We start from the raw sequence: 12,118 nt of genomic DNA, 5'->3' as shown, positions 1-12,118 counted from the left end.
CACCGGCGCTCGGGCCGTCGAGCCAGTACCACCGGCGTGCGGACCGCTCCTCCCGCTAGCCCTTGCTCACCGCAGCCAGGATCTCCGGCAGCCGCCGCGCCACCCGCGGCGCCGCCGCCTTCAGACCGCCCCAGGCGGCCAGCGCCCCGTACAGCGTGCCGAGCGGCAGCACGATCCACAGCAGCTCCTCCGCCCACAGGTGGAGCAGGACCGTGGTGACGATCACCGGGGCGCACAGCAGCGCCGCGGCGAGCATGCCGCCGAAGATGGAGATCCAGGCGAGGCCGCCCTGCCCCGGCGCCACGTTCTTGAAGGCGCCGTCCTGCGGGATCGAGTACGGGTAGTTCGCCGAGGCCACCGCGCCCGTCGCCATCATCGCGCCCAGCAGCGCGAACGCCACGCCCAGCGCCTCGGGCAGCCGGTTCCAGTCGCCGAGGACGCCCGCCGTCGCGGTGGTCACCACAGCGGTGTACGGCACGGTCACGGCGAGCAGGGCGTAGGCCCGCGCCCGCAGCTCGGCGTAGGCGTCGCCCGTCGTCGACAGGGTCTGCGCCACCATCCAGAAGGCCGAGGTGTCCTGGCCGAACTGGTTGTACATCTGGATGCCGAGCATGCCCGAGGCGAAGCAGGCGAAGTACACCGAGCCGGTGCCCTGCAGGGCGTTGAACAGCGGGACGATCGCGCCGACGGCGAGCGAGGAGACCCACGCCGCCTTCGTCTTCGGGTCGCGCCAGATGTAACGCAGGGTGCGGTCCATCACCGCGCCCGTGCGCCCGCCCGGCAGGATCCGGCCGAGCAGGCCCGTGGCGGCGGCCTTCTCCCCGGCCCCGCCGGAGGCCGCGCCGAGCGTCGAGCCGTCCGGCTCCACCATGAGCCGGACCAGCGAGCGCTGCCACCAGGAGACGAGCGCCCCCAGGGCGAGCGCCGAGATCAGCAGCTTGGCCGCGGCGACCAGGTGGTCACCCTCGCTCGCCGCGTCGATCGCGGACACCGCCGAGGCCGGCGGCAGCCAGGCCACCACCCCCGCGGCCGGTTCGAGCGTCGCGAGCCCGCCAGCCTGGCTGAGCCGCTGGGCACCGAAGTTCACCACCTGGACGCCGACCGCGATGACGAGGCCCGACAGCACGGCCAGGTCACGGCCCTTGCGGGAGGTGAGCAGCCGTACGTTCGCGGCGGCGACCGCCCGCGACAGCGCCACGCACACCAGGACGACCAGCGGCACGGCGAGGACGGCGACGACGATCCCCGCCGCTCCCCGGGCCAGCGTCAGGGCCGCGCCGACCGTGACGCACAGCGTGAACACCGGGCCGATGCCGACCAGCGAGGCCACGAGCAGCGCCCGGACCAGCGGCCGGGGCCGCAGCGGCAGCATGACGAGCCGCGACGGGTCGAGGGTCTCGTCGCTTCCCGGCACGAACAGCGGCATGAACGCCCAGGACAGGGCGAGGACCCCGGTGAGCAGGACGGTGACGACGGCCGCGTCGTCGTCACCGCGCAGCAGGACCGCGCCGAGCACCAGGAAGGCGGCGAAGACCGCGGCGACGACGATCGAGGAGACGTAGGCGGCGGTCCGGCCGCCCGACTGCTTCAGGCCGTTCCTCAGGAGCGACAGCTTGAGCCGTACGAAGACGGCGGTGAGCGACGGGACCGGTGACGACGGGCCGGCCGACGGCGCCGCCGCGGCCGGGGCGGTGCTGGCGGTGCTCATCGGCCAGAACCGCCCAGCCAGTCGAGGGAGTCCCCGGCGTCGCCCCGCCCGTGCGCGCCGACCAGTTCCAGGAACGCGGCCTGCAGCGACGGCGCCGAGCCGCGCACCTGCTCCAGCGGGCCCTGCGCGCGGATCTGCCCGGCGGCCATCACGGCCACCCAGTCGCACAGCGACTCCACCAGCTCCATGACGTGGCTGGAGAACACGACGGTGGCGCCCGAGCCCGTGTACCGCTCCAGGACCCCGCGGATGGTCTGCGCGGACACCGGGTCCACGCCCTCGAACGGCTCGTCCAGGAAGAGGACTTCCGGGTTGTGCAGCAGGGCGGCGGCCAGGCCGATCTTCTTGCGCATGCCGGTCGAGTAGTCCACGACCAGCTTGTGCTGCGAGCCCGCGAGGTCGAGCACGTCGAGCAGCTGCGTCGCGCGCTTGTCGACCTCGGCGCCGGGCAGCCCGCGCAGCCGTCCGCTGTAGGCGAGGAGTTCGCGGCCCGAGAGCCGCTCGAAGAGGCGCAGGCCCTCCGGCAGGATGCCGATCCTGGACTTCACCCGGGCCACCGACTCGGGATCCGCCCAGACGTCGTGGCCGGCCACCCGGATGCGACCGGCGTCGGGCCGCAGCAGCCCCGTGATCATCGACAGAGTGGTGGTCTTGCCGGCGCCGTTGGGCCCGACGAGCCCGATGAACCTGCCCGCGGGCAGGACCAGATCGATCCCGTTCACCGCGATCTGCTGTCCGAAGCGCTTCCACAGCCCCTCGACGTGAACGGCGGGCACCGCACCGGATCCCGGTGCACCGCCCGCCGCATTGGACACTCCGTCAAATGCCTGGTCAGGCATCATGTTGCGTCAACCCTTCGGTTGTCCCCGTACAGTCGGGATCCACCTTACGGGTGAGCGTCTTTCCGGCCAGGTGGCCAAAGACCCGCGCGGGTCTACCGTCCCTACGCCCGCCGGCTGCGCGCGTCCGCCGCCTCCCGCCCGCACGCGTACGCCAGCGGACTGATCAGCTCCTCCGCGTCCGGGAGCCAGCGGTTCGCCGGCGTGGGCTTGCGGGCCCACTGCACCGCGCCGAAACCGCCGACCCGGGTCGGCGGCGCCGCCACGTAGAAGCCCTCGCCGCGCGTGACCAGGTCGATCGAGGTGGGCACCCAGCCCAGTTTGCGCACCAGGTCCGGCACCTTCGCGGCGGCGCCGGGCAGCACGAAGAAGAACATCCGGCGGTCCGGCGTGCAGGTCACCGGCCCGAGCGTCAGTTCCATGCGCTCCATACGGGCCAGGGCGAGGAAGCCGGCGGACTCGGGGACCTCGATCGCGTCGAAGGTCCGGCCGGTCGGCAGCAGGATCGACGCCTTCGGCTGCTTCGTCCACATCCGCCGGGCCCCGACGGCACTGCCCGTCGCCTGGGTCGACCAGTCCGGCCTCGCGGGGTGGGCGCCGGGCAGCGGGCACTCCTCCGCGCCGCACGAGCAGCGCTCCCTGCCCTCGACCGCCTCCAGCCAGGTCCCGGGGACCACGTCCCAGTGCCGCTCTTCCGCGTACCGCACGGCGCTGTCCAGCAGCAGCTCGCCACGCTGCTTGGGGATCTGTGCGGCTTCGGTGACTCCGATGGTCTCTTCCACGTCGAACTCAACTGCCGCCACCACCTGGGGTTACGGGCCCGGCGGAGAGTGGGGTGGCGCATCGATCCTGCATGCGGGGCGCACGGGTGCACGGGCGGGGGCGCGCGTGGGGCAGGGGAGCGGCGGGCGGGTACGCAGGGTGGGGGGCGCCGGCGGTACGGGGCCGGTGGGCTTCGCGGCCGGCGTGTCCGGTTTCGCGTGTTCACATCTGCATTGACCGGATATCCGCCGGGCAGTGATCAGCCAGTCGATCACTCATGCCGGCCACAGGGGGTAGTCATCATGGCAGCCAGACCACTCGTCGCCCGCCAGCCCAACGAACGCTTGCAGGCGCTCATCCAGGAGGCGGGGTGCTCCAACGCCGGCCTCGCCCGCAGGGTCAACATGGTCGGCGCGGAGCGCGGCCTCGACCTGCGCTACGACAAGACGTCGGTGGCGCGCTGGCTGCGCGGCCAGCAGCCGCGCGGACGGGCGCCCGGCATCATCGCCGAGGCCCTCGGCCGCAAGCTCGGCCGCACCGTCACCATCGACGAGGTCGGCATGGCCAACGGCCGCAACCTCGCCTCGGGAGTGGGGCTCCAGTTCGCCCCCACCGTGCTCGGGGCGATCGAGCAGGTCTGCGAGCTGTGGCGCAGCGACGTCGGACGGCGGGACTTCCTCTCCGGCTCGACGGTGGCCGCCTCCGCGCTGGTCGAGCCCAGTCGAGACTGGCTGATCAGCGGCGCGGACCCACAGGTCGCGCGGGCGGCCGGGGCGCGGGTCGGCCCCTCGGACGTCGACGCGCTGCGGGCGATGACGGCCGCCCTGGTCGACCTGGACCGCCAGTTCGGCAGCGGACACGTGCGGCCGGTGGTGGTCCACTACCTCAACAGCGTGGTGTCGGGGATGCTCTCCGGCTCCTACCGGGAGGCGGTGGGGCGGGAGTTGTTCGCGGCGGCCGCCCGACTGACCGAGCTCGCCGGGTACATGGCCGTCGACACCGGCCAGCCGGGCCTGGCCCAGCGCTACTACATCCAGGCGCTGCGCCTCGCGCAGGCGGCCGGCGACCGGGCGTACGGGGGCTATGTGCTGGCCGCGTCGATGAGCCACCTGGCGGCGCAGCTCGGCAACCCCAGGGAGATCGCCCAGCTGGCGCGCGCGGCGCAGGAGGGCGCGCGGGGGCAGGTGCCGCCGCGCGCCGAGGCGATGTTCCTCGCGGCGGAGGCCCGCGGCCACGCCCTGCTGGGCGACGCGCACGCCTTCGGCCGGGTGGCGGGCCTCGCGGAGGAGGCGCTGGAGCGCGCCGACCCGGAGTCGGGCGACGACCCCGTCTGGATCGCCCACTTCGACGACGCCTACCTCGCGGACGAGCTCGCGCACTGCCACCGCGACCTCGGCCAGGCTCGGGAGGCGGCCCGCGCGGCCGAACGCTCCCTCGCCGGGCACCCGGAGACCAGGGCCAGGCGCCGGGCGATCGGGCTGGCACTGCTCGCCTCCGCGCAGATCCAGCAGCGCGAGGTGGAGGAGGCGTGCCGCACCGCCACCCGCGCCGTGGAACTCCTCGCCACCCTGCGGTCCTCGCGCGGCGCGGAGTACCTGGACGATCTGCGCGAGCGCTTGGAGCCGTACGGACGGGAGGCGGCGGTGCGGGAGTTCGAGGCGCGCCTCGACCTGCTCGCCGCCTGAGCGGCGGGCGGGGCCGCGCCGCGTCCGGCCGCTCGTGCGGGACATGTCCTGGCTCACACGAGTCTCGGACGCGTGTGCGGGGGACGGGGGGCACCCGGTAGCGTGAGCCGACGATTCCGTAGTTCCGTAGGTCCATCAGTAGGAGTCCCGGTGACGCACAGCGGACAGGGTCCGGAGCCGCAGTATCCGGCCGCGCAGCCCCTCCCACCTGAGGTGACCCCTGGTGGCCCCTCGGACGCCCAGGCGACGCAGTACCTGCCGCCGGTCCCGGCGCAGCCCCCGGCGGCGCCCCCGGCCGGGCCGCCCGGGTACGGCTATCCGCAGGCGGCCCAGGGCGGCTACGGCTACCCGGGCCCGGACGCGCAGGCGACGCAGTACATCGCGCCGGTCGCCCCCCAGGCCCCCCAGGCCCCGGACGCGCAGGCCACGCAGTACCTGCCGCCGGTGGCCCCGCAGGGCCCCCAGGCCCCTCAGGCCCCGGACGCGCAGGCCACGCAATACCTGCCGCCCGTCACCGGCGGCCCGGACGCGCAGGCGACCCAGTACCTGCCGCCCGTACAGCAGCAGGGCCCCGCCCAGCCGCCCGCGCCACAGCCCGCCCAGCCGCCGGCACCGCAGGCGGGATACGGGGAGCGGCCGCCGCTCGCCGACTTCGACAACCTGTTCCGCAGCGACACCCCGGCGCCCCGGCCCGCGGCCGCGCCGCAGCCGGGTTACGGCTACCCGCAGCCGCCCCAGCCCCAGCACCGCCAGCCGCCCCAGCCCCAGCACCACCAGCCGCCGCAGCCGCCGCAGTACGGAGGCGGCTTCCAGGACGCGTACTACGACGACGAGCCCGAACCCCCGCGCCGCAAGTCCCCGGTCGCCCTGATCGCGGCCGTGGTCGCCGGGTGCGCCGTGGTCGGGCTCGGCGCGGGCGCCCTGCTCAGCGGCGGGGACGAGAAGGACGACCCGGCCGGCAAGGCGGGCCAGAACGTGGCCGCCAGCTCTGCCGCGCCCCCCTCCACCGCGAGCGAGAAGCCGGCCGACCCCGCCGAGGCCCAGGCGAAGGCCCTCGACAAGCTGCTCGCGGACAGCAACGACAGCCGGGACGCGGTGATCCGTTCCGTCGAGGCCATCAAGAGCTGCAAGAACCTCGACCAGGCCGCGGCGGATCTGCGCGGCGCGGCCGAGCAGCGCCGCGGTCTGGTGACTCGGCTCCAGTCCCTGTCCGTGGACCAGCTGCCCGACAGCACGGCGCTGACGGAGGCGCTCACCAAGGCGTGGCAGGCGTCGGCCTCCGCCGACGACCACTACGCGGCCTGGGCCGAGCAGGCGAAGAACAAGAAGATCTGCAAGGGCGGCAAGGCCCGGTCGACCTCTCAGACGATCGAGGCGAACAAGAAGAGCGGCGAGGCGACCACCGAGAAGCGGAAGGCGGCCGCGCTGTGGAACCCGACCGCCGAGAAGTACGGACTGGAGAAGCGCAGCCCGACCCAGCTGTGAGCGGGGCCGGGCCACCGGTCCCGGCCGCCGCCGGTCCCGGCCGTCACGGCGCGGTCAGGACCGTCTCGCCGACGTCCACGAAGCCGGGCTTCTGGGCCACCAGGCGTCCGTCGCGGACCACCTGGAACGTCACGTCGTGGTTGACGATCCGGGGGAAACCGGGGGCGCCGAGCAGGTCGTCGTACCGCCAGCGCAGTTCCGGAGTGAGACCGCCGGTGTCGATGGTCACGCCCTTGTCGAGGGCGTGGGAGATCTGCAGGGCGGTGATGCGGTCGCTGTCCAGCGACTCGATGACCTGCCGCAGGACGGTGTAGGCGATCCAGGTCGTCTGCACGCCCGCGTCCGCCGGGTCGACCCGGTTGTCGACGAAGGCGTGCTCCTTGATCACCTTCTTCATCGGTTCCCAGGCCCTGTGCTCGGCGTCCGGGTACCAGCCGGTGACGTAGGCGCCCTCGAAGGGACTGTTCGGGCCGCCGGTGCGGTCGATGACCGGCTGGCCGACGCTGCCGAGGACGGAGGAGATCCGGACGGTGTCGCCGCCTCCGTCCTTCTCGCCCTTCTGTTCGGGCAGGCGGCGGAAGGAGTCGAAGAAGGTCTGGGTGCGCTCGCCGAGGACGGCGGTGACGCAGCCGTCCTGCGCTCCGGCCCGGCTGCGGGCCCGGCTGGCCTGCTGGGTGTACTCGGCGGCGTCCTCGAGGGCCGGGATGTCCACGGCGCTGCGGTGGCTGGCCTTGCGCAGGCCGGAGTTCAGCAGGTTCGGCAGCTTGTCGCCGGCGATGGTGTCGGGGCGGACGAGGGAGACGGTGCGGCAGCTGGCGGCGAGCTGCATGCCGTGGCCGGCGATGAGGGAGGCCTGGCCGCCGTTGACGGGGTAGGACAGCGGGCTGGTGAACTCGTCCTCCGAGATGCCGTAGCCCCCGATGTACGGGATGCCGGCGGCCTCCAGCGGGGCCATGAAGGCGCGCCCGTTCTGGCTGTAGGAGCCGACGACGGCGACGGCGCCCTCGCGGACGGCGCGGCGGGCGCAGGCGGAGGCGCCCGCGCTGGTGTTCTGCTCGTTGCAGGTGAGGACGCGCAGTTCGTGGCCGTCGATGCCGCCGTTGGCGTTGACCCAACGGGCGTACGCCTGGGCCATGGCGGGCATTCCGGGCATATTGGTGGCGCGGGTCTGGTCGGGCGCCCAGGTCATCACGGTGACGGGCTCCCTGGAGCCCCCCGTGGCACCAGGGAGTACGCCACAGCCGGTGAGCAGCGACGCTCCGGCCGCCGCTGTCGAGACGTACGCAAGGAGTGAGGTCAGTCGCCTACCGGTCATGGGCATGCACACTTCCGCCCCATGGGTAACGCGGGAGTGAGCCCGTTTCAACGCTGGGTGACGTGAAGGTGAATTACAGGCATCGGTGATCAGGTCGCGGCCGGGGCCGGACCGGAGCGGGACGGGGGTCCGCCGGGGGCCGGGACGGGCCCGCGAAGGGCGCTGTCCGTGGGTGAACGTACGATCGAACGATGTCCAGTCCCACGTCCACCACCAGCTCCACCGGCTCCACCCCCACCTCCGGCTCGGTGAACTCTTCCCGTCGCGGCCGTCGCTCCTCCACCATGGGCGGCATGCCGCTCAACGACATGCCGTGGTGGCGCTGGCGCGCCAACGTGCGCTCCGCGCTGCACATGCTCTCCGACCCGGGGTTCCACGAGACGACCTGGCTGGCCGGCCAGGAGGGGTACGGCGACGTCACCGACGCCGTCTACCGACTCGTGGAGGACACCTGGCTGGACAACTGGTCCGCCGAGAAGTACGTGGGGACGATCTTCCGCGACTCGGGCGAGGCCGCGCTCGTCGACGTGGCCGTGCTGCGGGTGCTGCGGATCATGCACCAGGTCGGAGCGGACGCCCCCGTCTCCGCGTATCTGGAGCACCACGCCTGGCCCGAGGCCGTACGGGCCGCCCGCGAGGCGCACGTACGGATGGCGACGGCCGACGGCGAGGACCCGGACACCCCGCCGCGCTCACTGGAAGTGCTCCGTATCATGACCCGGTCGTGACGCGTTCCGTCTGACGGACGGCCGGACTTCCGGCGCTCTCCGTTGTGGCAGGCTAGTCGGATGACCGACCAGTACGTCCTCACCCTTTCGTGCCCCGACAAGCAGGGCATCGTGCACGCCGTGTCGAGCTACCTCTTCATCACGGGATGCAACATCGAGGACAGCCAGCAGTTCGGAGACCGTGACACGGGTCTCTTCTTCATGCGGGTCCACTTCTCGGCCGAGGCCCCCGTCACGGTGGACAAGCTGCGGGCGAGCTTCGCCGCCGTGGGCGACTCCTTCGCGATGGACTGGCAGATCAACCGGGCCGACGAGCGGATGCGCGTCGTCCTGATGGTGTCGAAGTTCGGGCACTGCCTGAACGACCTGCTGTTCCGCTCGCGGATCGGCGCGCTGCCGGTGGACATCGTGGCCGTGGTCTCCAACCACACCGACTTCGCCGAGCTGGTCGCCTCGTACGGCATCCCCTTCCGCCACATCCCGGTCACCAAGGACACCAAGCAGCAGGCCGAGGCGGAGCTCCTGGAGCTGATCGACGCGGAGCACGTCGAGCTGGTCGTGCTCGCCCGCTACATGCAGGTCCTCTCCGACGACCTGTGCAAGCGGCTGTCGGGCCGGATCATCAACATCCACCACTCCTTCCTCCCCAGCTTCAAGGGCGCCAAGCCCTACCACCAGGCCCACGCCCGCGGCGTGAAGCTGATCGGCGCCACCGCCCACTACGTGACGGCCGACCTCGACGAGGGGCCGATCATCGAGCAGGAGGTCGAGCGCGTGGGCCACGAGGTGACGCCGGACCAGCTGGTGGCGATCGGGCGGGACGTGGAGTGCCAGGCGCTGGCCCGAGCGGTGAAGTGGCACGCGGAACACCGCATCCTCCTGAACGGCCGCCGCACGGTCGTCTTCGCGTAGCCCCTGCCGGGGCGGGGCGCCTGGCCGCGGAGCCGTCGCCCCCGGTCCGCTGTGCGAGCCCGGTCGCGAGGACCAGGCTCCGCGCCGCTACATGCGGCTCAGGGACGCCGCCGCGAAGAGGACGTCGCGGATGGCCTCGCGGTCGCCGTCCTGGCCGGCGGCCGCCTCCTCCGGAGGGACGTGGCCCGCGACCAGCTGGCAGAACTCGACGCCGTCCATGGCGACCTGCGCCACCGCGTGCTCGTGGGAGCCGAGGGCGGCCGGGGAGTCCAGGGCGATGTACCAGTGGCCGCCGCCCGCGCCCTCGATCTCCAGGTGGAGGGAGCGGCCGGGCGCGCCCGCCGTCACCAGCTCGCGGGGCGGCGCGGCGAGCCCCGCCCGACGGCGCCCGGCGAGGGCCGCCGGCAGCAGCCGCGCCGCGAGGTCGATCATCCCGTGCAGGTGCGCCCCGCTGGGCGGCTCGTAGGGGTAGGCCACCGCGTTCGCGATGTCCTCCGCGTGGACCCAGCACTCGAAGGCCCGCTCCAGGAGCGAGTCCCGCAGCGGCAGCGCGAAGTCCCCGTAGGTCACCGTCAGGTCCGCCACCCCGCGCCCCGCGAAGGAGGCCGTGCGGATCAGGGCGTGGCTCTGGTCGCGCCACGGCTCGCGCACCGTGCGGGTCGGCGGCCGGTGGGAGCCGCTCCACCAGATCTCGGTCCGCTCGGTCGGCGAGGTCTCCGCCGCCACCGCGCCCAGCGGGTCGTCCAGACCGAGGGAGGCGGCCACCAGGCCGTCCACGGCGAGGAGGTGCCCGATCACCCCGGCCACCGTCGTCTTCCGGTTCACCCGGCGCTCGCCCTCGAACCACTTCAGCCGCACCGGCGCGTGCCACTCCGACTCCCCGATGTCGCGCAGCAGCGCGTCGAGCCGGGCGGTCTCCGCGTCGTACGGCGTCGCCCACGTGGGGGACGGGGATCCGGGCGGGGCGCCGGCCCAGACAGTTCTCCAGGACGCGGGAGCGCAGCAGCGGGTCGAGGTCCAGGTCACGCTCGGCGTGCAGCAGCCCGACCGCGTCCCGCAGCCGCAGCGCCTCGTCCGCGCACGGGGCGCACTCGGTGAGGTGCTCCTCGACGGCCCGGGTCTCCTCCGCCGAACACGCCGACAGCGCCCAGGCCCCCAGCAGGGACTTGAGCACCCGGTGGGGCAGCGGCTCCGCCACCGGAACGGGCTCCGGCTCAGCGACAGCGGCGGGCTCCGGACCCGGTGCCGGACCCGGTGCCGGTGCGGGACCCGGCTCCGGGTCCCGCACGGGCGGCAAGCCCTGAAAGGGAGAGCTCAGGTCCGCGTGGTCGTCCGCCGCCGGGCGCGGACCCGGTATCCACGGGGCGCGTGCGACCTCCTCGTGGTCGTCGTTCGCCCCGCTCACAGCGACCGCCCGTAGCCGCCCGGCGGCGAGGAGCCCTCCAGCGGCCGGGTGTTGGCCGTCGACAGGAGCTGGAGCCCGAGCCGCAGCCGGCGCCGCGCCTCGTCCTCCGTCACCCCGAGGTCCGCCGCCGTCTGCCGGTAGTCCCGGCGCTGGAAGTACGCCAGCTCCAGAGCCTGCCGCAGCGGCGTCGGCATGGACGTCACGATGTAGTCGGCGCGGGCCGCCACCGACGCCCGCCGCACCTTCTGCTCCAGCTCCTCGGCCGAGCCCTCGCCGCGCTCCGCGTACGCCACCGCCTCGGACTGCCGCAGCCGGTGCACGGCCTGCCGCTGGGTCAGCCGGGCCACCCACGCCCGCATGTTGCCCTGCTTCGGATCGTAGGCGTCGGGGTTCTCCCAGATGTAGCCGAAGACCTCGCGGGTGACCTGGTCGGCGGCCTCGTCGTCGTCGAGCACGCGGTGCGCCAGGCTGTGCACGAGGGAGGCGAACCGGTCGTAGAGCTCGCCGAGCGCGGCCGCCTCACCGCGCGCCAGCCGCTGCTGCATCCTGCGGTCCCAGCGCGGTGGTGTGTCCTTCGCCGCCATCCGAAGCCCTCCCGACCGACCCGAGTTCTCCTCCAAAGTAATGCGCCCGGCTCCGGCGCACCTCTCTTTGCCGCAAGTGCGCCCTTGACGGGACGGCCAATGGTAAGGAAAGCGACAAGCGCGACCGCGGGGGTTTCAACGGGTGGTGGCTGGGCAGCGGGTGAGGACAGGAAGGACTGCCTCCGTTTGATGCGTTGATCCGTCTGAAAGGCGCCGCTCGTGACGATTCAGGTCGACGAGGCCGAGCAGGACCCATGGACCGTGCTGCGGATCAGCGGTGAACTGGACCTGGTGAGCTCGCCGGTGATCCGCAGACGCGTCCACGCGGCCGTCGCCGGGGGCCGTCACGACGTCGTCCTCGACCTGTCGGCGGTCCGCTTCTGCGATTCCAGCGGCGTCGGCGTCCTGGTCGCCTCCCGCCGCCTGATGCGCTCCTGCGGCGGCCGGCTGCGGCTGATCCTGCCCGCGCGCGGTGCCGAGGACGGGGCGCACGTCAACCGGGTGCTCGCCGCGCTCGGCGTCCGCCGTCTCTTCGAGGTGTACGAGGACGTGCCCGCCGCCCTCGACGAGACGACCGAGCCCCTCTCCGCCTGAAGCCCCGGCCCGGAGCTCCCGGCCCGAAGCCCCAGCCCGCCGGGCCTCCCGCCCTGCCACGTCTCCCGACGCCTGGGCTTCCGCACCCCCGGCCTTCCGGG

10 protein-coding genes and 1 pseudogene are annotated in these 12,118 nt (G+C 73.6%); 5 read left to right on the top strand and 6 right to left on the bottom strand.

Annotated features, from left to right (window positions below; translation table 11 throughout):
* Window positions 1-55 precede the first annotated feature (55 nt).
* From ABD954_RS14500 to ABD954_RS14490, 3 genes are all read right to left on the bottom strand, one after another.
* Window positions 56-1,708 carry a transporter gene (locus ABD954_RS14500; protein WP_345486443.1) on the bottom strand — a complete coding sequence of 551 codons (1,653 nt, stop codon included), beginning with the start codon at window positions 1,706-1,708 and terminating at the stop codon, window positions 56-58.
* Entirely contained in the window at window positions 1,705-2,547 is an 843-nt protein-coding gene (locus tag ABD954_RS14495) for an ABC transporter ATP-binding protein (RefSeq protein WP_382745649.1), read from the bottom strand. Before ABD954_RS14495 ends, ABD954_RS14500 begins: the two co-directional genes overlap by 4 nt.
* A gap of 104 nt (window positions 2,548-2,651) precedes the next feature.
* Entirely contained in the window at window positions 2,652-3,353 is a 702-nt protein-coding gene (locus ABD954_RS14490; protein WP_345486441.1) for a bifunctional DNA primase/polymerase, read from the bottom strand.
* Between the two features lie 258 nt (window positions 3,354-3,611).
* Between ABD954_RS14490 and ABD954_RS14485 the strand changes: the two genes are divergently transcribed.
* Together ABD954_RS14485 and ABD954_RS14480 are read left to right on the top strand one after the other, a co-directional pair.
* On the top strand, window positions 3,612-4,994 hold the full coding sequence (locus tag ABD954_RS14485; RefSeq protein WP_345486440.1) for an NsdA family TPR-like regulatory protein: 1,383 nt from the start codon (window positions 3,612-3,614) through the stop codon (window positions 4,992-4,994).
* Between the two features lie 150 nt (window positions 4,995-5,144).
* A complete protein-coding gene (locus ABD954_RS14480) occupies window positions 5,145-6,479 on the top strand; it encodes a hypothetical protein (protein ID WP_345486439.1) in 1,335 nt (444 codons plus the stop codon).
* A 43-nt stretch (window positions 6,480-6,522) separates the two neighbouring features.
* On the opposite strand, the gene ABD954_RS14475 is transcribed toward ABD954_RS14480, so the two are convergent.
* A complete protein-coding gene (locus ABD954_RS14475; RefSeq protein WP_382745614.1) occupies window positions 6,523-7,794 on the bottom strand; it encodes an ABC transporter substrate-binding protein in 1,272 nt (423 codons plus the stop codon).
* Window positions 7,795-8,078: 284 nt separating this feature from the next.
* On the opposite strand from ABD954_RS14475, the gene ABD954_RS14470 reads away from it, so the two are divergent.
* Both ABD954_RS14470 and purU read left to right on the top strand, forming a co-directional pair.
* Entirely contained in the window at window positions 8,079-8,522 is a 444-nt protein-coding gene (locus tag ABD954_RS14470) for an SCO4402 family protein (protein WP_345492172.1), read from the top strand.
* A 60-nt stretch (window positions 8,523-8,582) separates the two neighbouring features.
* Window positions 8,583-9,434, top strand: a complete 852-nt coding sequence (purU, locus tag ABD954_RS14465; RefSeq protein WP_345486437.1) for a formyltetrahydrofolate deformylase — start codon at window positions 8,583-8,585, stop codon at window positions 9,432-9,434.
* Between the two features lie 87 nt (window positions 9,435-9,521).
* On the opposite strand, the pseudogene ABD954_RS14460 reads toward purU, so the two are convergent.
* Together ABD954_RS14460 and ABD954_RS14455 are read right to left on the bottom strand one after the other, a co-directional pair.
* A pseudogene (locus tag ABD954_RS14460) lies at window positions 9,522-10,839 on the bottom strand (zf-HC2 domain-containing protein).
* The gene (locus ABD954_RS14455) at window positions 10,836-11,423 is read right to left on the bottom strand and encodes a sigma-70 family RNA polymerase sigma factor (protein WP_345486436.1); all 588 of its coding nucleotides are present in this window, start codon (window positions 11,421-11,423) and stop codon (window positions 10,836-10,838) included. The pseudogene ABD954_RS14460 and the gene ABD954_RS14455 overlap by 4 nt, the downstream one beginning before the upstream one ends.
* A gap of 219 nt (window positions 11,424-11,642) precedes the next feature.
* On the opposite strand from ABD954_RS14455, the gene ABD954_RS14450 reads away from it, so the two are divergent.
* On the top strand, window positions 11,643-12,017 hold the full coding sequence (locus tag ABD954_RS14450) for an STAS domain-containing protein (protein WP_345486434.1): 375 nt from the start codon (window positions 11,643-11,645) through the stop codon (window positions 12,015-12,017).
* Window positions 12,018-12,118 lie beyond the last annotated feature (101 nt).

Source organism: Streptomyces roseoviridis (assembly GCF_039535235.1).
Taxonomy (GTDB): Bacteria; Actinomycetota; Actinomycetes; order Streptomycetales; family Streptomycetaceae; genus Streptomyces; species Streptomyces roseoviridis.
The sequence above is the reverse complement of the archived record's forward strand: the minus strand, read 5'-3'. Positions and strand labels throughout refer to the sequence as shown.

What these genes read in the sequence shown, in the direction of transcription:
- purU (WP_345486437.1), top strand. Translation starts at nt 8,583, where the DNA reads ATGACCGACCAGTACGTCCTCACCCTTTCGTGCCCCGACAAGCAGGGC.
- ABD954_RS14485 (WP_345486440.1), top strand. Translation starts at nt 3,612, where the DNA reads ATGGCAGCCAGACCACTCGTCGCCCGCCAGCCCAACGAACGCTTGCAG.
- ABD954_RS14500 (WP_345486443.1), bottom strand. Translation starts at nt 1,708, where the DNA reads ATGAGCACCGCCAGCACCGCCCCGGCCGCGGCGGCGCCGTCGGCCGGC.
- ABD954_RS14455 (WP_345486436.1), bottom strand. Translation starts at nt 11,423, where the DNA reads ATGGCGGCGAAGGACACACCACCGCGCTGGGACCGCAGGATGCAGCAG.
- ABD954_RS14470 (WP_345492172.1), top strand. Translation starts at nt 8,079, where the DNA reads ATGGGCGGCATGCCGCTCAACGACATGCCGTGGTGGCGCTGGCGCGCC.
- ABD954_RS14475 (WP_382745614.1), bottom strand. Translation starts at nt 7,794, where the DNA reads ATGACCGGTAGGCGACTGACCTCACTCCTTGCGTACGTCTCGACAGCG.
- ABD954_RS14495 (WP_382745649.1), bottom strand. Translation starts at nt 2,547, where the DNA reads ATGCCTGACCAGGCATTTGACGGAGTGTCCAATGCGGCGGGCGGTGCA.